14 protein-coding genes and 1 pseudogene are annotated in these 20,792 nt (G+C 39.0%); 13 read left to right on the top strand and 2 right to left on the bottom strand.

Annotation, left to right across the window (positions count from 1 at the left end; all coding sequences use genetic code 11):
- Positions 1 to 296 precede the first annotated feature (296 nt).
- From F461_RS0105555 to F461_RS0105500, 12 genes and pseudogenes are all read left to right on the top strand, one after another.
- Positions 297 to 1,625 carry an SPRY domain-containing protein gene (locus tag F461_RS0105555; RefSeq protein WP_020000162.1) on the top strand — a complete coding sequence of 443 codons (1,329 nt, stop codon included), beginning with the start codon at positions 297 to 299 and terminating at the stop codon, positions 1,623 to 1,625.
- A 665-nt stretch (positions 1,626 to 2,290) separates the two neighbouring features.
- On the top strand, positions 2,291 to 3,649 hold the full coding sequence (locus F461_RS0105550) for an O-antigen ligase family protein (protein WP_143154811.1): 1,359 nt from the start codon (positions 2,291 to 2,293) through the stop codon (positions 3,647 to 3,649).
- A 72-nt stretch (positions 3,650 to 3,721) separates the two neighbouring features.
- A pseudogene (locus F461_RS19015) lies at positions 3,722 to 4,844 on the top strand (IS3 family transposase).
- A gap of 404 nt (positions 4,845 to 5,248) precedes the next feature.
- Complete coding sequence (locus F461_RS0105540; RefSeq protein WP_143154810.1) at positions 5,249 to 5,845, top strand: hypothetical protein; 597 nt, start codon at positions 5,249 to 5,251, stop codon at positions 5,843 to 5,845.
- Positions 5,829 to 7,232 (top strand): nucleoside/nucleotide kinase family protein, encoded by a 1,404-nt coding sequence (locus tag F461_RS0105535; RefSeq protein ID WP_020000159.1) that lies wholly within the window; start codon positions 5,829 to 5,831, stop codon positions 7,230 to 7,232. The genes F461_RS0105540 and F461_RS0105535 overlap by 17 nt, the downstream gene beginning before the upstream one ends.
- The gene (locus F461_RS17195) at positions 7,232 to 8,329 is read left to right on the top strand and encodes a glycosyltransferase family 4 protein (protein WP_020000158.1); all 1,098 of its coding nucleotides are present in this window, start codon (positions 7,232 to 7,234) and stop codon (positions 8,327 to 8,329) included. The genes F461_RS0105535 and F461_RS17195 overlap by 1 nt, the downstream gene beginning before the upstream one ends.
- A gap of 199 nt (positions 8,330 to 8,528) precedes the next feature.
- Positions 8,529 to 9,830 carry an O-antigen ligase family protein gene (locus tag F461_RS0105525; protein WP_020000157.1) on the top strand — a complete coding sequence of 434 codons (1,302 nt, stop codon included), beginning with the start codon at positions 8,529 to 8,531 and terminating at the stop codon, positions 9,828 to 9,830.
- 182 nt (positions 9,831 to 10,012) lie between these two features.
- Positions 10,013 to 11,272 carry a hypothetical protein gene (locus F461_RS0105520; protein WP_020000156.1) on the top strand — a complete coding sequence of 420 codons (1,260 nt, stop codon included), beginning with the start codon at positions 10,013 to 10,015 and terminating at the stop codon, positions 11,270 to 11,272.
- Positions 11,273 to 11,844: 572 nt separating this feature from the next.
- A complete protein-coding gene (locus F461_RS0105515; RefSeq protein ID WP_020000155.1) occupies positions 11,845 to 12,456 on the top strand; it encodes a GNAT family N-acetyltransferase in 612 nt (203 codons plus the stop codon).
- Positions 12,457 to 12,464: 8 nt separating this feature from the next.
- Positions 12,465 to 13,616 carry a DegT/DnrJ/EryC1/StrS family aminotransferase gene (locus F461_RS0105510; RefSeq protein WP_020000154.1) on the top strand — a complete coding sequence of 384 codons (1,152 nt, stop codon included), beginning with the start codon at positions 12,465 to 12,467 and terminating at the stop codon, positions 13,614 to 13,616.
- 2 nt (positions 13,617 to 13,618) lie between these two features.
- Positions 13,619 to 14,218, top strand: coding sequence for a sugar transferase (locus tag F461_RS0105505; protein WP_034606096.1), 600 nt, complete (start codon positions 13,619 to 13,621; stop codon positions 14,216 to 14,218).
- A 104-nt stretch (positions 14,219 to 14,322) separates the two neighbouring features.
- The gene (locus F461_RS0105500) at positions 14,323 to 16,242 is read left to right on the top strand and encodes a polysaccharide biosynthesis protein (protein WP_020000152.1); all 1,920 of its coding nucleotides are present in this window, start codon (positions 14,323 to 14,325) and stop codon (positions 16,240 to 16,242) included.
- A gap of 297 nt (positions 16,243 to 16,539) precedes the next feature.
- Here F461_RS0105500 and F461_RS17190 read toward each other — a convergent pair whose 3' ends face one another.
- Together F461_RS17190 and F461_RS0105495 are read right to left on the bottom strand one after the other, a co-directional pair.
- A complete protein-coding gene (locus F461_RS17190; protein ID WP_020000151.1) occupies positions 16,540 to 16,836 on the bottom strand; it encodes a TIGR03905 family TSCPD domain-containing protein in 297 nt (98 codons plus the stop codon).
- Positions 16,837 to 17,051: 215 nt separating this feature from the next.
- Positions 17,052 to 18,026, bottom strand: a complete 975-nt coding sequence (locus tag F461_RS0105495) for an arsenic resistance protein (protein WP_020000150.1) — start codon at positions 18,024 to 18,026, stop codon at positions 17,052 to 17,054.
- Between the two features lie 1,045 nt (positions 18,027 to 19,071).
- Here F461_RS0105495 and F461_RS0105490 point away from each other — a divergent pair.
- The gene (locus tag F461_RS0105490) at positions 19,072 to 20,703 is read left to right on the top strand and encodes an L-serine ammonia-lyase, iron-sulfur-dependent, subunit alpha (protein WP_020000149.1); all 1,632 of its coding nucleotides are present in this window, start codon (positions 19,072 to 19,074) and stop codon (positions 20,701 to 20,703) included.
- Positions 20,704 to 20,792: the final 89 nt, after the last annotated feature.

Genomic DNA, 20,792 nt, shown 5'->3' with positions numbered 1-20,792 from the left:
ATAACAATATACCTTAGTGCCGTGAGTTTTAGAGTGAGCCTTTGTCTTTTTAAAATTCTTTGAAAGATTAGAGCAGACAGTGATTTTAATTTAGTTGTTGTAACAATATGTGAAAGAGTTAGAGGACGATAACGGAGGTAGAGTTCATTTGGGGGGTACCTTGCTTCTGATTGTTCTGTTAAAGCTCGTTATGATGTCTTACCTTTTGGACTGGATTAACTAATGTGGCTTGCTGAGTTAAGGCAGCAAGCTAATGTTTTGTTTAACTAAGCTTAAAATAAGGATTTGTTTTTAACATGTTGTTTTACATGATTTTTTTTGTATTTCAGTGCGTGCTCTTTTTTTTATATTTGAAGCTGGTTAAGGGGACGAGCTGTTATTTTTACAAGCTTTTTTTTTCTTTTTTTAGCTTGCTTCTAACTCTGCCTTTTTTTTTGATTTATGCAGATTGTCAAGGTCTTATTAACTTAACTTCAATTGTTTCAATATCTCTTTTCCAAGGATCTCCTTTATTAAGTCGAGGCACAGGTGTGCGCCCTGTTTTAGTATTGTTATTGTTTCAATTATGCTTTTTGATAGGTGGCCACTGTGCGCGTCGTTTTTTCGTGAGTAGAAAAAGAGAAGTGCGACAGGTTGATATCGATAAGTATTTTGTTTTTGCTTTAATGTTGGGAACAGTAGCTTTGTCTTATATGCTAGCGCGAGCTTATTTTGTATCGGATTTTCCGTTGATAAAGTTTTTGACCACAAATGAATCGATTCATTTACGTAACTTAGCATTCGATTATGGCCATAAAACCATTGAGGTTCCTTATATTTTTAGACCTTCGATAACTTCCCTTTTTTATAGGATTCTTTTGCCATTAAGTGGGATGATGTTTTTCATTCTTGGAAAGAAAAATTATCGTCCTCAGTTAACTTTTTTTCTTAGTGCAGTATTCTTTTGTTTTAGTCTGTTTTTTTTGCTTGGAACAATGAAGCGTACGCCTATTTTATTTTTTTTAACATGGTGTTTTGTTGCATTGCTACTTACCAACCCTTCCCAAATAAAAAGGAAGTTTTTTGTTTATGCTGGAGTGATTGTGGTGTTTTTGTGCCTTTCAACAGCAGCCTATGGTATTTCTTTAGACTTGTTATTAAAAAATTTATTCCGAAGAATTTTTATTGTTGAAGGGTTGAAGGAATTTTTATGTCTTGAGCATTATGGTACGACTTTTAGCTACTTAAGTTTCGATATCCCTATGCGTTATCTGCATAAAATTCTTGGCGAAGATGTCCTAACATTCAGTCAAGTATGGAAAATACAATTAGGTGGGGTGCGAGGGTGGTCCTCCATCGGTGTTATGGCTGAATTTTTCGCAAGCTTTGGCTTTGCAGTCGCTTCTATCGCATACGTGTGTTGGGGGTGTTTTTTGATGAAGCTGGACATGGTTAACGCTGGCTGTAGAAGTAATTTGTTTTATGCACCTTTTTTATCTTGTTTGATGACAATTATTGCTTTTTCTTCCACAAAAGGCACGTTACCTCAATTGTTCACGGGTGGTGGAGGCTTACTCCTTATCTTACTCATATGCCTTGTCATTATGAGTAAGCCTTCAACCGCTGTTTTTTCTAGTGAGAGTTAAGGGCGTGCTACAAGCTTTTGGCATGCAGTTATATTCCGTAAGTGTTACTTTTAATTGTCCGAAATGGGTACAGAATGCCGAACATAAAAAATAAGATATTTTCTTGTGTCGGCTGGAACGAATGGTTTTTGAAGGTGGACAAAGCTAAGAAATACCCTTCAGATTGATGGCACAGAGAACTGGTAGCATAAAGGGGAATAGAGTTTTTTTACCCGATAATCTGTAATTATTCCATTGAATTAGCGTGTTGAATGGCGGACAATGGGCCGGATACATAAAACACAAGCTTCAGTCTTGGTCTAATTTCATGAGGGGGAGGGGGATATTCAGACTAGCAGTCCGCAGCAAGATATATCGAACAGTGTCATCGTATGGTTCGATATATCTTGCTGAAGCAGCTTTGGTTTAAACGTATAAATAGGCTTACGACAATTGTTATGGACATATAACAATGAGTGTCCAGACATGTGGATAGACAGAAAATACTTATCCATGACGACAACTTATTGCCTATTTTTTACTTTTACCGGCTATTAAAAATGGAATGATTATGGACTTCTGTTGTTATTAATAATTTTTTATTCAGAGGTGGCTAATGGGGTTGATTAAGGGAATTGATTATTCTTCCTTGTAAGTAATTTTCTATAGGGTCTAGTAGGTGTCTTGTGACATATTCATTTTACTGCTTGTTCTTAGGTGTCGTTTTGCTTCCGTTAAAAAAAGTGCTTTTTTTACCGATGGTGGAACATAAGCTATTGCTAGCTGATCTTTTTTTGCTTCTATCTGGGTGCTGCGCTCTTTTTGAAAAAGAAGCATGTAAAAGGACTTTTCAGTTACGTTCTCTTTGCGTTGTATTTTTTATTTTTCTTGTATGGTTAGCACTAAGTTCTTTTATGTCTCTTGAAGCTTTTTCATCTGCAACTAGAACACAGTTGGAAATCCTGACTCTCTGCTATGATATCTACTTATTACTGTTGTTGATTGTGGTTGTTGATTCGTCAAAAAAGTTTTTTTTCACACTTGTTGGGTGGATCTTAGCTATTTTGATAAGTAATGTACTAGCTTTTTATTCATTGCTTGAGGTTCCAGATTGGGGGTTTTCATATGGGATTCTCATTGGGAGTTTTGTTGGAGCCAACCAACCTCAGATCGTCTTGTTGCCGTTATTGCCGTTGTTAGTTTTTATTGCTTCGTTAAAAGAAGTTTCTAATGTAGTCCGTGGAAGTTTAGTAGTTTTAGTTAGCTGTAGTGTATTGTTTGTACTTATTTCTGGAAGCCGATGTGGTTACTTAATGCTTGGTTTACAGTGGATTGGTTGTTCTGTTCTGTACTGGAGAGCAAGGCAATACAGTTTCTCTCTTTCATCAGTAGTTTTTTGGGGGCAACAAGTAGGCTATGCTCTGTTACTTCTTCTTGTCTTGTTTTTTGGGGTGAAATTTGCTCAATCTTATAAACCACTTGCAGGGGTACAACGAGTAAACCTTACGTTTAATCAACTTGTATTTATAAAAGATAAAAAGCCAGCTCAATTTTCGAATGTTGCTTATTTTGATAAAGTAAGCAGCGGGCGAATAGGTATTATTAAGTCTGGGTTTTCCTTGTTCAAAGAAAATCTTTTGTTTGGTTATGGATTACAACAAACGCGTAATTTAAAAGGTGCTCATAGTCATGAAATGCATTCAGGCTATTTGGCACTACTTTTCGAAACGGGAATAATAGGTTTTCTTTTGGGTGGGTATTTAATTTATATGGTGCTAAAGCGAGTCCCAATCGTGTTAAAAGGGAGAGTTAACTTTTTTGAGTGGCTAGTTTTGCAATCTTTATTAATTGGGCTTACTGAATTGGCGTTATATAATTTGTTTACCAATGGCTTGCGGCAACGCGAGTTGTGGCTTTTATTAGGGTTGTTGTTTGTCGTCACCTATACTGAACGATCAGATGGTGCTTATGGTGTGTGTGAAAAAGATAATTTCGCCTTTGATCTTGCTAAAACTTGTGGACACAAAGTTAAACCATTATCTTGAATTAGAGAGGAGATGGAGATGAGTGCCTGAAAGTGTAGATCATATGATGCTGAGTTCAAGAAGAATGCTGTTTTGCTCTGTGATGAACAAGGCCGAACTGTAGTGGGTGTTGCAGGGGGCTTGGGGATTCCTAAGGATCTGCTTTACCGTTGATGTAGCGAGCTAACAATACAAAAAGAAATTGCATTTTCTGGTCATAGAAAAGAGGCTTTAACAGAATAACAACGAGAGAAAAAGAGCTTCGAAAAAGGCTCCCAGATGCTGAAATGGAGTGTGATATTTTTAAAAACTTTGGGCATTTTCAGCAGAGCACCGAAATGAGATTCAAGTTCGTGAAGTCAAATCGCTCTATGTTTCCGATGGTGAAGATGTGCCAGACCCTACAAAATTCCATGAGCGAATATTATGCATGGTGTAACCGTCCAGAGTCGCATCAACAATGGGTGAACACGCTACTTCGCAAGCGGATCTTAGCAATATACAACGAACATAATGGGATGATCGGAAGGCCTATGCTTATTTCTGAATTGCGTATCGTATTTTATTCCAAAGTGTTAGCTGTGCTTGCGTTGACAGGCACATGCGAGCATTGGGACGACGCTATAAGTATGCAAAGAAATTTGTTCCTACAACATATTTTGCACATACGGAGCCTGTTGCTTCTAATCTGATCGATCGTAATTTTACTACGTCAGCTTCCATGTGGCTTTGGGGCATTGATATTACGTACATCAAGGGCGGACGAAAGTGGCATTATCTGACCGTGTTCATCGACCTGTATTCCCGAATAGTTGTTGGGTGGGATTTAAGTGATTCGGTAGAACGGCATTCTGTTTCCATGTTGTTAAGAAGGCTGTGGCACGACGAAAGCCATTTTCTGGTTTTCTGATCCACAGTGACCGAGGTGTACAAGTATACAAGTAGGGATTTCCGCAGGTGCTTGAAAAAGCATGGCTACATCCAGAGATGAGCCGGAAAGGGAACTGCTGGGATAACACCGTAGCAGAGTCTTTTTTCACACGATCAAAAATTAACTGATCCGTTACCGGAAATTTAAAACCGAGCATGAAGCCGAATTGGCTCTATTTAATTATATCGAGGCGTACAACAATCGAAGACGGCGACATTCGAGCAATGCTGTTTTTTCCTTGCCACCTTTGAGTATCGCAATGAACAGTATGACCTTGTTGCTTAACTTTGTGTCCACATTTTGTTGTAGGATCAGTTTCAACTTTGACTGAAGTCAAGGAGCAAACAGCAAACTGACCGGTGGCTCAAAGAACACAAAGAACAACCTGATGAGTCCCTCGACAATCTGCCTCTTGCGAATATTTTGAAGCCCATTCTCCCTGCGAAATTTCTACTTACGGGTGGAACTAATCAAGGGAGATTTACAGACCGTAACATCTTAAACATAGGGCTACAAAAATAGAGAAACTGTTTGTAATGTGGATTTTAACTGTCTAGGAATATTTATGTTTATGCGTAAAATCGTATAGGGGCTATCAAGTTGTGGCTATTCATTTATTTTATCGTACTTATGCAAAGCAGATTTAAAAATATTTTTTTATGTTATATTATAAGCAGATCTTTAATGATATGAGCATGATTAAAATAAGCCAATATACAGAAGCGACAGGTAGTTCTTGCTCAGGAAAAACGACATTTTTTAAAAATGTACAACGTTATATAACAGGTGGTTATATTTCAGAGTGTGTTTTCCCTTCTTTTATTGTCCGTTGTGTTTTTTTGGTACTTGGTTTTTATTATCTTTTACTGCGACCTGTTAAATTTTTCTGGGTTATTCGACATGGTATTGAAATTCAATTGTCTATGCATAATAAAATTAGTGCATTGAGAAATGCTTTTGAAAAATTTGGTTGTTATTTTATATTCCGTCACGATGCCGTTCTTATTGATGAGGGGATTTCCCATATCCCTTTTGTATATCAACTTACGGAAGAGCAATTAATAGATTTTTTAGCAGTTTTCGAAAAAGAGCTACGTGATATTTCAATTATATTGCTAACTGCTCCTCAGGAAAGCGAGTTGATATTAAGACTTCTTTCACGGGGACATAAAAAAGTCACTAGCCTAGAGTCTGCAGCAAAATTTGCCCGCTTAAATATTAAAATTTCAGAAGCTTATGTGGCTGCCATGAACGAACAAGAGAAAATGAATGCTAGAATTATATAGAATATGTTTTGAGAGTCTTAAGGTTGAAGGTGTCTATTATGCTTCTTGGAAGAATAATCATAAATTGGCCCGTGCTCTTCAAGCGAAGAGTGATATTGATTTGCTTGTTGCAAAACGTGACCGAAGAAAGTTTGAAAAGATTCTCTTAGAAAATAATTTTGTTGCAGCTAGCAATGCTAAACTCTTTTATCCCGAAATAGCACATTACTATGGCTTGGATGTTTCTTCAGGGGAGATCTGTCATTTACATGTGTATTACGATCTTGTGACGGGAACGAGTCATGGAAAAGAGTACTGCTTCAACTTTTGTGATGAGGTTCTAGCATCTCGATTTGTGAATTCATACGGAATTTATGAGGTGGGAATAGAGGAACAGGCATTACTCTTTGTGTTGCGTCATTATGTGAAAAGAAGCTCTTTTTTGGGTGCACTTCTTTACCAGAAGGAATGCTCGGATTACAAGGCAGAGCGCGAGTATCTCATGAAGAACTATAGTGAGAATAAGGGGTGTTGTCGTTTTGGGCATAGTTCAGATCAGCTATTTATCTTGTCCACTAACTTTCTTGAAGACTTCTTCCTTTGTTGGAGAAAAAAACAATCTCTTAAGTGGAATCTCAGGGCTACTTCATTATGGTTAACAGCTCGTGGGGTATCTAGATTTGGCTATCGCTTGTTAAATAAGCTAGTTCTAAAGCAGAAAAAAAAAGTGAATGGGGTTGCCGTTGCGGTAACTGGTATTGATGGAGCTGGTAAGTCAACTCTTTTAGCAAATCTTCATGCCTTTTTTTCGACTACCTTTAGTGTAAAGCAATACCATTTTGGACGCCCAAACCCTACGTTGTTGACAACGCCTATTCGAATCGCACTTTTTTTCCGCAGCATGAGAAAATCAGATGGTAAGTGCTCACTTTCAGCGCAATGCGTACCGGATAAGATTTCAATTGCTTATGCGCTTCGATATGTCGCTTTGGCATATGAGCGAGCTGTGCTTATGCGTAAAATTCAACAAGACGTGATGAATGGATATGTTGTATTTGTTGATCGGTGTCACTCTTTAGATTCTGGAAAGATGGACTCTCCGCGCATAGCTGAAAGAACATCCAATTCTTTTGTCGTGGGTTTTCTTGGGAGTTGTGAGAGATCACTTTATGAAAGAATGCCGAAAGTTGACTTGGCCATAATGTTGCAAGGTGATTTGAATACTTTTGTTTTGCGTAATCAACTTCGTGATAAGGTTGGTAAAGAAAGTGATGAAGAAATAGAAAAGCGGTATTGGCAAAATTGTGATTTTTCGCCTGTTGCGAAAAATGTTCAAGAAGTTAGTGCTGAAATGTCACCAAAAGATGTTTCCACTGCTGCTAAAAAAATTGTTTGGGAATTTTTGTAGTGAAAAAAATTATGATTATTGGAGGAGAAGATTTAAGTCTTCGAATTCCTTATATGCAGCAGCTTGCTTTGAAGGGCTATTCGATTGTTGCGGTTGGCAGTCAGAATGAACGAGCATTTGCTGCATCCAATCTTTTCTATATTAGGTATAGCTTAAATAGATGGGTTAGCCCGTTGAATGATGTGAAAACAATATTTCAACTTCGTCGGATCATGAAGCGTGTTCAGCCTGATATTGTCCATGGTTTTGATACTAAACCTGCTTTATATAGCCTTGCTGCTGCTTTGTTTTTGCCAATTAAAGTTGGGCGGACAATTAATGGGACAGGGCAAATTTTTTCAGAAATTTCTATAAAAAATTTTTTGTTACGCTGTATTTATTGGGCTCTCCAAACAGTGTTGTCTTGGAAATCGTCATTTACAATTTTTCAAAATAGTTATGACAAGGCAATGTTTGAGTCTGTTCCGACTGTCAAAAATTCACTAAACCATTTGATATTGGGCTCTGGTATTGATTGTACTGCACTACCTGTAAAAGAAAATTATCAATCCGAAGTGAAAAGAATAATATTTGTTTCTAGGATGTTGAAAAATAAAGGAGTGTACGAGTTTCTTAAGGCTGCTCGGATAGTGAAGAAAAAATATGTGCATTCTCTTTTTTTTCTTATTGGTCCTTTAAGTTCTGAAGGGAAATATGCTGTTCCGCTAGAAGATATAGAAGCGTATCACAATGATGTTGAATACTTAGGTGCTCGGAATGATGTTAAGGAGATTATGTGTGAAAGTGATCTTATGGTTCTCCCTACGTCTTATAGAGAAGGGGTTCCACGAGTATTGTTAGAAGCAGGAGCGATAGGGTTACCATTGCTAACGACAAATATGCCGGGGTGCTCTGATCTTGTTGATCATGGAAAAAATGGTTGGCTAGTTTCACCTAACGATTCGGAAGAGTTGGCTGAAAGAATGTTGCTATTTTTGAATACAACAGATGATAACTTGCGGAAAATGGGTGAGATAAATAAAAAATTAATTCGTGAACAGTATTCTCTGGAACATGTGGTGGATAAGTGTATAGAAATTTATCGGTCACTAGTGTAGTTCCTTTTAAACTTTTTGGAGAAGCTGCCGTTTACTTCACGTTATAGCAATGAGTGTCTCTCTATGGGGATAGGTGGCGTTGTTCCCCTAAGTCAAAAGTATAACTTGTTGTCAAATCTTGACCTAGTTGATCATTATTTTAAACGGTTGCTGGCTACATAAGTTTTGAACTAAAAAAATTTTCTTCGAATGGTGTGTAATGAATGTTCCATTACTTCTTTTAGTGGCTGGTGTTGGGTGTCTTTCGATTAAGACGTTGTTCACTTTACCAATCATTGGTAATAAAATTATTTTATCAGATCTGTTCTTTATTCTATCTGCAATGACGGCAGATAGAAATAAAGATTATTTTGTACGTCTTAAGGAAATTAAACCAATTGTTTTACTTCTTGCTTCTTTTCTTTGCTGGCTAGTTCTTAGTAGTTTTTTTTCAGTAGATGCCTTTTTACATAATAAAAAAGCAATGTTAGAAATTGGTTCTTTGGCATATGATGCAGCCATATTTATTTTGTTTTATTTATTATTAGATTCACCTCGAAAGTTGTTTCTTGTTTTAATTGCCTGGTTTTTTGCAATGGTATTGGCTGACCTAATTGCAGGATATGCAATTCTTTCTGGTGCAACGTGGGGATTTAGTCGTGGAGCGCTCATAGGAAGTTTTGCAGGAGCTAACCAACCTCAAATTGTGTTAGTCCCATTATTAGCGGCGTTATTTTTCGTTGTTTCTGCGCGAAGAGCTGCTTTAGTTGTTCGAGGCAGTGCCTTTTTAGTTGTCGTGTCTAGCTTTTCGTTCATGCTAATTTCTGGAAGCCGATCTGCATTAGTTATGGTGCTAATTCAAATTGTGGGGAGTGTGCTTATTTGTTTGCTGACAAGGCAATATCGTAACTTCATTTCTAATTCGTTGCTATGGGGACAGTCTTTTTTTTATGTATGTCTTATCGCCTTATTCCTTGTTGCAGGTCCATCTTGGGCTCAGAAAAATAAAGTTTTTTCGGGATTGCAACGAGTTGCTGAGAGTGTGGAACTAGTACGACATCATACTGAAGATAATTATGATTCAGCGTTTTATGACCGGCTTAGTACCGGCAGAGTTGCGATAATAAAGGCTGCAATTCCACTGTTTAAAGAAAGTCCATTGATAGGTTTTGGGTTACAACAGACTAGAAACATGGAAGAGATCCATCATACAGAAATACATTGTCTATACTTGGTGATGCTTTTTGAAACCGGAATTATTGGGTTTCTTCTCTTTTCTTTTTTCCTTTTTGCAGTAATAAGAAAGACTTATTTCAAGTTAATTGGACTTCCTTTTTCCTATGATAGACTATTATTTCATGCTTTGTTGTTAGGGGGAGTTGCGATGGGGGCATATAATATGGTTACAAATGGATCGCGACAACGAGAACTTTGGATTTTGCTTGGTATAATTACTGCTTACTCTTCTTTCTCAAACTGTGCTTTGTTATTTGCAGATTCTGAAAATACGAATAGTAATTAGTTTTCGAGCTTCATGAGCTATTGTTGAACTTGGTTTTTTTATTCTCTGATAATTTAAGGTGGCTTGAGAGGGTGATAGAGGTTGTGGTGAAATCGTACGAGTTCCTAATAGTTATGATAAAAATTGGCAGATTCTTTGCCAATGATAAGCATATATAATGTAGGCTAAGTTGAAAGAGCAATATGTCCAAGGTCTTGATTCAATTATTATTAATTGTGGCTGGTTCAGCTATCAATTTCGGGTTGCCTGTATTGTTTGGGATAGAGGAATACGGTCGATTTTTAAAATCTGCTGTATTAGTACTGATTGTTCATCGAGTCATAGATATTTTAAATGAACCGTTGCTGTCTGTCTCATCAAAAGATGAAATCTTTCTTTATGCGGTAGCTAATTCATTGTTATTGCTTTTCCTCGTTGGAGGGGGAAGATTATTTTTTAATTTTGAAATTGACTTCTTTTTGCTTTTTCCATTGCTCCTATCGGGATGCTATTCTATTTTTTTGTTTCGGTCTGAAAAATTATCAGCTTTGAAAGGGTATTTGTTATGCTATTTGACTATATTTGCTTTTTTAGCTCTCTTTGTTAAAGGGGGGGGGCAAATTTCTGTAAGTAGATATCTGCAAGTACTCAGCTATGTTAGTGTTGGGGTGAGTCTTATTTTTATTGAGGCTCCAACAAGTTGTAAAATTGATATGCAAATGTTTTTCACCTGCTTAAAACGTTTTCCAATAGGTCTTGGGGTTGGTCTTTCAACTTTATTTTTTTCTTATCTTCTCATTTGGGCAAGTAAGAGTTATTTAGCGGATAGTGAGTTAAGCGGGCTTAAGATTCTTTTTGCGGGGCTTCAAGCTAGCCTCATGTTATATCCAATGAGTATGAAGCACGTTCAGCAGAGTTTTTTAAAAAACAAGTCTTCAAGTCTTCTTCCTCAACTTCTTTTTTCTATGATATATTTTTTGTTAATATCTATCGTTTTAACTTTACTAGATTTTTTTGCAAGAAGATATTTCTTTTTAAATTTGCCGAAAGCTTTTTTCATGTTTCTTTTACCTGCTATCCCTGTTTTCTTTTTAGTTATTTTGTTAGAGCGTTTTTTAATAACAAGAAATCAGATGAAGCTCCTTGCTATTACAAGTGCTGCCTTTTTTCTTCCAACGTGCTCCTATGTCTTTATTGAGAGTGTTCCGTTGTCAGGATTATTGCGTATGTCCTATTATTTACTGGTTTGTTATGGGGGAGTATTGACACTCTACGCCGCACGTTTTTGTGAAGAGAAGAAAGGGCTGTTGAGTTTAGTTGGAATAACGTTATTGATATTGAGTGGGACATATGGCTCTACTGGGTTTACCACACTTATTTCCTATATCTTTCTTGTAGTTTTTCTAGCTCTTTTTTTGAAAAACAAATTTTACTTCTCTTTTAAGATGCTTCTAAAAAAATAATAAAAAGTTTGGGCAGATGATTGCTAAGCAATCTAACAAGAAAAAGTATGAACTATCGACAGTAGAACACTAATTTTTTGAAAGGCCAAAATGGACACTTGATCTGAAGCATTGTTTGTTTGGTAATCTATATACAAAATGGTGAGCTAAGTTTCATAGATAGTGATGGCATATGAAAAAGTTAATGCGTAAAAAAAACTAAAAGAATATATGCGCAGAATTGTAAAAGGGGCTTGAAGTATTTCGTGTAGTTCCTAAAAAAATATGAGGGCACCCCGTCGTTAAGAGATGTTTAAGATTTGTGGGCTGTCCTTTCATCATCTGGGCCAGCTACTGCTATGTCTTATTGTAGATAAGAATGGTGTGAAGGCTAGTGGGGCTCGGGTTAAAATAGAGTGAGTTCATTACAAGCTGGTCATGGTTTTCTGAAATAAACATCCTGTGTCTATTATATTAATAAGTTTTACTTAACCTGTAACTGCAGGTACAAACATGAGATGATTCTAGATGATCAAAATATTTTAAATAATTAACACTACTTAACGTTAGGTAGCTTTAATGGTGAGAGAATTGTGTTTGACATAAGAAGGTGTACTAGCCAGCATATTGATGATGTTGTGCAAATTCATTTAGATGCTTTTACTAATTTTTTTTTGACTCGTCTTGGCAGATCGTTTTTAAGACAGTTATATCTTGCATTTCTCCGTGACGATGCAGCTAGTTGCTTTATTGCATTAGATAGTAAAAAAACAGTAGTTGGCTTTATTGCAGGGACAAATACACCAGATCTTTTTTTTAGAAATTTATTGTTATTCAATTGGCATAAATTTTTGTGTGCTTCTTTAACTTTGATGATTCATCATCCGATAACAGTTGGACGTAAGTTATTGGGAGCAATTTTTTATCGTGGAGATTTTCACGATCTTCCTTTTAAAGAATTATCGCTGATTAGTAGTTTTGCTGTGGATCCAAAAGTGCAAGGGAAAGGTTGTGGGCAAGAATTGCTTGCAGTTTTTGAAAACTGGACTCAGGCACATGGAGGCAAGGGGGTGTACTTGCTTACTGATGCAAGTGATAACACAAAAACAAATCAATTTTACTTGAAAAATGGCTTCTTGCTGAACGACATTGTAAAAAAAAGTGATGGTCGTGAAATGAATAGATTTGTAAAGAAGTTTTTGTAGGTAGCAGTATGGAATTTTTACCTTTTGCTCTTCCTGAGATAGGTGAAGAGGAAATAAATGAAGTTGTTGAGTGTCTTCGTTCTGGCTGGATAACTACTGGTTCACGCGCAAAACAATTTGAACAAGAATTTGCGGACTATCTAGGAAATAATGTACAGGCACTAGCTGTCAACTCAGCTACCTCGGGTTTGCATTTAGCCTTAGAAGCTCTTGGAGTTCGAGAAGGCGATGAGGTTATTCTTCCTTCTTATACTTTTACATCAACTGCAGAAGTTGTTCGTTATTTGGGTGCAACACCTGTTATTGTCGATGTTGATGAAAGTACTTTTAATATTTCTGTAGAAGCGATTAAAGCAGCAATTACTCCTAATACCAAAGCTGTAATGCCTGTACATTTTGCTGGGCTTGCTTGCGATATGGAGGCTATCATCCAGCTTGCAAGAGAGCATAATTTATTTGTAGTTGAAGATGCGGCTCATGCTTTTCCATCAACAAGTGGTGGCAGTTTGGTTGGTGCGCTTGGTACTGATGCAACGGTTTTTAGTTTTTATGCCAACAAAACAATGACAACAGCTGAAGGCGGTATGCTTGTATCCAAGCGTAGTGACGTGATTGAGCGAGCTAAGATCATGCGTTTGCATGGGATAAGTCGTGACGCTTTTGATAGGTACCGCTCAGAGGCGCCTTCTTGGTTTTATGAGGTGGTAGAACCTGGGTATAAATATAATATGCCTGATGTTTGTGCGGCAATTGGCATACATCAGTTGAGAAAAATAGATCGTTTTCAGAAAAAACGTCAGGAACTCGCTGTACGATATGATAGTCTGTTGAAATCTTTTCCCGTAGTTATTCCTCCAAAAGCTGTGCCGGGTGATAAGCATGCATATCACTTATATCCAATCAGAATAAAAGAAGAAGCTGGAATTTCTCGTGATGAGTTTATTCAGGAGATGAGCAAGCAAAAGATCGGTTGTTCTGTTCATTTTATACCACTTCATCGCCAACCAGTTTGGCGTGATGGGTATAAGCTGACAAGGGAAGATTTTTCCGTTGCAGAACGTCTTTTTAATTCGGAGGTATCAATTCCTCTTTATACTAAGATGAGAGAGACAGATCAGTTACGAGTAGTTGATGCAATGAAAAAAGTGTTTGGATGTTAAGCATGACAGTTAAACGATGTTTTGACTTATTATGTTCTTCTGTTGGGTTGTTGGCGCTGTCTCCTTTTTTTTTAATAATAGCTTTTAGGATAAAGAGGGATTCTTTCGGTCCTGTTTTTTTTAGACAAGAACGGGTTGGAAAAAATGGTGTCCCTTTTAAAATTCACAAATTTAGGACAATGATTGTCGATTCTGAAATGCAAGGACGTTTGACTGTAGGAAAGGATTCTCGCATTACAGCATCAGGGCATTTTTTACGTAAATACAAACTAGATGAACTTCCTCAGCTTATTGATGTATGGCGAGGTGATATGAGTTTGGTAGGACCGCGTCCAGAAGTGCAAGAGTTTATAAATTGCTATTCTGACTCTGATCGACGGATAATACTTTCAGTCTTACCTGGAATTACCGACCTTGCATCGATTAGTTTGGTAGATGAAAACGAACTCCTTACTAAATATGATGATCCACATTCAGCATACGTGAATATTTTATTGCCAATGAAACGTGATTACTATCTTGATTATATAAAAAAACAATCTTTTCTTTTTGATTTAAAGATTATTTTCTTAACTTTTTATAAAGTGTTACGTTTTTCTTAATGTTCTCATTTTTGAGAAAGAATTAATGTGACGTTGTTTCTATAGTGTGTCTTGGAATAGTGATTATTTTCTTATTATTGTAGTTTTTCAAGGATGAATTGTCTATGTTTCCACAAATTACAATGAGGCTTGTCGCATTAAGTCGAGTTCATAAAAAGACGTTAATGCTGTTCGCTGATTTAATTCTTATTCTATTTTCTTTGTGGGGAGCATGGGCGTTACGTTTGGGTGAGCTTTGGCCAACTGATCTGACAAGTTCTATTTTACTTTTCCCATTACTTGTTTTTGGAAGCATGATATTTTTTGTTCGGTTAGGGTTATACCGTGCAGTGATTCACTTTATGGGAATTAAGGCTATTCGCACTATTGCGTTGGGTGTGTGCGTTTCTAGTTGCCTTTTGTTTTCCTTAGTATTTATTTTGCGTATAGAGAGCTTTCCTCGTTCTGTTCCTTTTATCTATGGGTTACTATTGTTTGTTTGCGTAGGTGGTAGTCGTTGGGCGGTACGTATTATGTATCATCACTTACGTTTTCAAAAGCATGCTAAGGATCCAGTAATTATTTATGGAGCTGGTGAGGCCGGTTTTCAGCTAGCCAAGAGCTTGATTTCAGGTGAGGATTTCTTTCCGAGTGCTTTTTTGGATGACGATAAAGCACTTCATGGTTGTACTGTTCATGATGTAAAAGTCTATGATCCAGAGATGTTAAGTGATCTTGTTTTGTTGACGAAAGCAAAACGAGTGCTTTTGGCTGTTCCGAGTGCAACCCAAGAAGAACGAAAAAAGATTTTGGATAAGCTTGATGGTTATCCACTCCTAGTACAAACAATTCCTTCTCTTGAGGCAATTGTTTCAGGTGCGGCAATGCCTAATCAACTTCAGGATGTTGATGTGGAGGACTTATTAGGTCGTGATCCTGTCCCACCAAAGGAAGATCTTTTTTCTGCCTGTATTAAAGGAAAAAATGTATTGGTTACTGGTGCTGGAGGATCAATTGGGTCAGAATTATGCAGACAAATTGTCCATGCAAACCCAAATGTCTTGGTATTGTATGAGCTGACAGAGTTAGCACTTTATACGATTGACCAAGAGCTTCGAGGATTGCTTAAGGAATTAAAAAATAATTCGATTCAAATAATTCCAGTTTTGGGATCCGTACGTGATCGGGCAAGATTAAATGAAGTTTTTATAAGGTATAATATTAATACGGTATACCATGCTGCTGCGTATAAACATGTTCCTCTTGTAGAAGGCAATGTTTTTCAAGGTATTAAGAACAATATTTTTGGAACAAAAATTTTAGCTGAAGCCGCAGAGCAGGCAGGGGTTAAAAACTTTGTCTTGATTTCAACCGATAAAGCTGTTCGTCCAACAAATGTGATGGGGGCTACGAAGCGTACTGCAGAGTTAATTTTGCAAGCTATGGCAGCTAATGGATCTAATACCGTATTTTCCATGGTCAGATTTGGAAATGTGTTGGGTTCATCAGGGTCGGTTGTGCCATTATTTAAAAAGCAAATAGCAAGTGGCGGTCCTGTTACAGTTACTCATGAAGATATTACCCGTTATTTTATGACGATTCCCGAAGCTGCTCAGTTGGTTATTCAGGCTGGTGCAATGGGAGTAGGCGGTGACGTGTTTGTTTTGGATATGGGCAACTCAGTAAAGATACTCGATATGGCCCGCAGGATGGTGTTACTTTCGGGAAAAACTATTAAGGATGCTGAACAGCCCAATGGTGATATTGAAATCTCTGTTGTTGGGTTGCGTCCTGGTGAAAAGCTATATGAAGAATTGTTGGTTGGTGATAACGTCCAAAAAACGGAACATCCTAAGATAATGCAGGCACATGAGGATCTTCTTTCTCTCGAAGTTTTAGAAGAAAAACTGTCTAAGTTTGAGATGCTTGAAGTTGAAAATGACTGTCTAGCCGCTCGGAATTTGCTCCAAGATATTGTCTGTGGATTCACCCCGACTTCTCCAATTGTTGATTCGTTGTATAATCCTACGAAGCAGGTAGCCTAACTTCCTGAAAGGTATAAATCAGGTCTAAGTTTTTCTGATTCTTATGTCCCTAATGCTGAATGTGTTTTTTAGCTCCTTGTGAATAAAGGAATAAGCAGTCCTTGCTGTCTGTTACACCTGCCCTTCACGCAGGCGACAGGGGTTCAAATCCCCTTGGGGACGCCAAAGTAAATTAAGCTCTTACACGCAAGTGTAAGAGCTTTTTTGTTTTTATGCGCTCGGTACGTTTCTTTTATAACGGGCAGCCTTGCGGTTAGAAGCTGTGAATCTCTTTTGGCCGTGTACTAAGTAACGACGTTACGCGACTAAAGAGTCAATTGTTCTAGACTCTCTACCTATGTTTTTCCCTTCTCCCCTAAGGTACTCTTCAAGGGCCATGCAGAGTTGATCGGGACAGGAAGAGGATTTTTTACCGCATGGTATGCCTGATAGTATTGCAATGACGTCTTTGATTTTCATTCCCTGCACGAGACGGGAAATGCCCTCGAGGTTGCCGGGACATCCTCCGACAAAATGTAGTGAGCTAATAGTGTTATCTTCAATCTCAAATAGAATTTGTTTGGAACAGACTCCGTGGGGGGTATATGTAAACACTTTGAAACCTCATATCTATATGTTTTAAAAGAGTGAGAACTTAGGAAAAATGTCAGCTGAAAAACCAATGTGTTCCTTCGCGGCATACAAGAGCGCAATCTTAATAATCAAAGTTATCATGCACCGGCTACATTCTATGCAGATGTCGTCTATGGTCTTCTAGTTTGCACTACTGGTTTTTATCGCAGACTTTTTTATTCATGATCAAATGGTAGTTAGGCTGTGGCTTCAGCATTCCCGAATATGCGATTTGTAAAATTTACATACCAAGCGGCGGATTGAACTTGAATGATGTACGCCAATGCGACGACAAGTGCTGCCTCCGATCCTTGCTCCCCGAACGCATTAATAGCTATGGCAAGAGCGATGGAAAGGTTGCGCATAACTGAACCATACACCATGGCTATAGCATCCCCTCTTGAGAGTAGGGCCTTGCCGGTAAACGTACTGATCGTGTAGTTAACACCATACATAAGTAGCAAAGGAATAAGGATTGTAATCAGAAGTTGAGGTGTTGCGGCGATGGTTTCGCTTTTTAGCGCCATGGCTATGAATACAATTCCCAGCACTCCGATGGTGGAAAGACCCGGGAATTTAGGTGCTAATACTTTCTGGAATTTTTCTTGACCGTATCTTTTGACCAGAAAGCGTTGCGTGAGGTAGCCGAAAAGCATTGGCAGAAACACGATAAAAAAGATTTGTCGCATAACGGATAGAATATTTACTTCAATGGAAGCGCCCATGAGAGCTTTCACATAAAGTGGGGTGGCGATAGAGCCCAGTGTTAGGCCGATAACAGTCATCTTCACTGCGGCGGCCATGTTTCCTTTGGCAAAACCTGTCCATGAAATGGTCATGCCACTGGTAGGAACAAGCCCAGCAAGAAGTAGCCCAAGCGCCATATACGGCTGTTCGGCAAAGAAGACCCGTCCTAAGCCGTAAGCAAGAAACGGAACTATACCAAAGTTAAGGACTTGGGCAATAAGCTGGGCTTTGCTGTCCCCGCCTTGAAAGACGGATCGAATCCGTAACGTTACCATCATGGGATAAACCATGAGGAAGGTGAATGGGATAATAAGCCCTTTGAGCCCTGTCGAAGAGAACAATAGGCCATATATAAAACCCGCCACCATCATGATCGGAATGGCGATAACCAGCCTTTTGTTGATGAATGCGAAAATTTTCCACATAAGAGAATCCTTTAATACGGTTGAGTTGTGGCGTCTCCATAAAAAACTGAAGCCCATCGTTTACTCATGGTATAGTAAAAGGCGGCGGGCTGGACATTGATGTGTATCAACGCATAGAAACTTCAAAACGTTCACCCAAAGCATCTTAAGCCAGACGTTTCATTTCAATACGTTTTGCCGTTGTTATCAGAAGTGTGAACAGCACAAGGTGGTTTCCCTTTTTGCAGCTGCCTTTAGGACCTTTAGTATGTCTTCTAGTGGCGGCATGTCTGTGCTCTTTTTTTGTAGCCGTTGTCTTAGGGAGTCTACAGAAAGGGGGTGTTACCTGTTGCCTATCCTCAAATTTGATACGAGGATTTCGGAATAAGACTATGAATAAAAAAGCTCTTACGAAGTTCTTCGTAAGAGCTTTTTACAACTCTACCTGAAGTTGTAGTCAGGTGAAGTTCATTGGTGAATCAGCAATGGGGTATTGGGGTATTCAATGCTGATTATGTGCCAGCTGTTATTTTTTGGTACCATAACAGCAAATAGCGAGAAGCGATTCTTCTTGCTGCCTTGAAGAAAGAATCACTGCTTGAAGAGGTTTGTGCTGAATAGGAGTATTGCCTCAAACAAGGGCTGATAACGAAGTTGATAAGGGTACATCTCAGGTTATCAGCAGGTTATAGACAGTGCCGCAGCGGGTAACTACAACACGTTGTCAACTGGGGAACAGGCTAAACACATCACAGATTACTTTGTGCGTAACCTTTCTTTCGTAAATATTGTAAAATATATTTTGAGTGAGTGAGCTTTAGTCTGTTTTTGGGCGTTATACTAAATCAGCTGTAACTTTTTGTAAAATTTGTAACCGTTTTTTGTTTCTATGTTGAGATAGCGAGAAGTTGTGAAAGCATATATTTGTATATATGCAACTTCAGCTGCCACGGATATCTAGTGGATATGAAATTGAAAGCACAAGGCTGGTAGTCGTAAACTGTTGCTCTGTAGTGATTCAATAGGACAACCAGCATAAGGAAGTTCAAGACGTTAAGGAAACGATATGACAAAATTACCATCAAGCATTTTTAATGACGTAATTGGTCCGGTCATGGTCGGCCCGTCCAGTTCTCATACCGCCGGTCCTGCCCGTATCGGCTTCCTCGCTGGGCAACTTTGTGGTGGAAGGGTTTCCCGTGTGAAGGTGACATTTGAAACGAGTGGTTCCTTTGCCATGACATATAAGGGGCAGAAGTCTGATCAAGGATTGGCCGCAGGATTGTTGGGGATGCTCCCGCAGGATCCACGTCTGTCTGATGCTCTTTCTCTTGTTAAAGCAGAAGGAATTGAGTTGTCCTTTGAAGTGAAAGACTTTGAAGCTGTTCATCCTAACACTGTCCTGCTGGAGCTAGTTAATGAGGCTGGAGAAAGTGTCTCAGCTAGCGGTTTGTCAATTGGAGGCGGCTGTATTGAACTGAATGAAATAAACGGGTGCTCAGTTTCATTGGCTGGAGACTATTACGAACTTGTGATCCTAGAGTGCGGAAGTAATGTTTCTTTTATGAAGGAGAGATGCCGTGATGTGGAATCGGTGTTACGTGATGCTGGTATTACCATCCATGGTAATAATATAAGCGAGAACGGAAAAGATGGTGATAACTCGCGGGGTGTTATCGTTATCCATACACGTAAGCCTGTTCCACAGAACCTGCTGGAGACAATAAAAGACCGGAGTGGTGGTGCCGGTGTGCGTATAATTACTCCGGTAATGCCTGTGCTTGCTTCCGCTAACTGCGAGGTTCCGTTTACCCGTGCTGCCGCAATGCTGGATTGGTGCGCAGAACATGATGCACCGGTATGGGAAGCTGCTGCTTTGTATGAGGCTGCTCGTGGAGGTGTGGAAGCCTCTGACGTCTTAGAAATGATGAAGAGCATCATTCAAGTGATGGAAGAGGCCGTAAAAACAGGCTTGGCCGGCGATTTCACCATGAAAGGTTTTTTGACACCTTCTGCAGGAAAGCTTCATGAGGCTGTGATGAAGAGGATGTTTATACCAACCGGTATACTGGACATGGCTACAGTGATATCCGTGGCTGTGATGGAGCTTAATGCCGCGATGGGTTGTGTTGTAGCTGCTCCAACTGCTGGTTCGTGCGGGGTGTTGCCCGCAGCTGTGTTCAGCATGCTTGATCACCTCAATGTTCCGGAAGATACGAGGTTGGAGACCGCAGCGAAGGCTATGCTCACTGCCGGACTTATCGGTGTGTTCATTAATGAGCAGGCAACCTTTGCGGCAGAAGTGTGCGGCTGTCAGGCCGAGTGCGGTTCTGCAGCCAGTATGGCCGCTGCAGCTTTGGTTGAAATGGCTGGGGGTTCCCCTGAAGCAGCTTGTAATGCTGCAGCATTAGCTATGCAGAACTCATTGGGGCTTATTTGTGATCCTGTGGCAGAACAGGTGGAAGTACCGTGTATTAGCCGAAACGTAGCTGCCGTCAGTAACGCTGTAACAGCTGCCAATATTGCCATGTTCGGATTTCGTGGCACATTGCCTCTTGATGAAGTTATTTGCGCTATGTGGGAGGTGGGAAATGCGTTGCCTGATACCTTGCGTTGCACTGGTAAGGGTGGTTTATGCACGACCCCTTCGGGAATCAGGCTTAAGGAAGAGGTAGACAAAAGAAGGTTTGACTCTTAGTCGGGACGGACAGTCAGACATGAATCCATTCATTGACTTCATTGTTGATGTCAAAAAACCCCCTGCATCAAATGATACAGGGGGGGAAG

The sequence above is a fragment of the Halodesulfovibrio aestuarii DSM 17919 = ATCC 29578 genome (assembly GCF_000384815.1).
Classification (GTDB): Bacteria; Desulfobacterota; Desulfovibrionia; order Desulfovibrionales; family Desulfovibrionaceae; genus Halodesulfovibrio; species Halodesulfovibrio aestuarii.
This window is presented reverse-complemented; position numbering and strand designations above follow the sequence as displayed.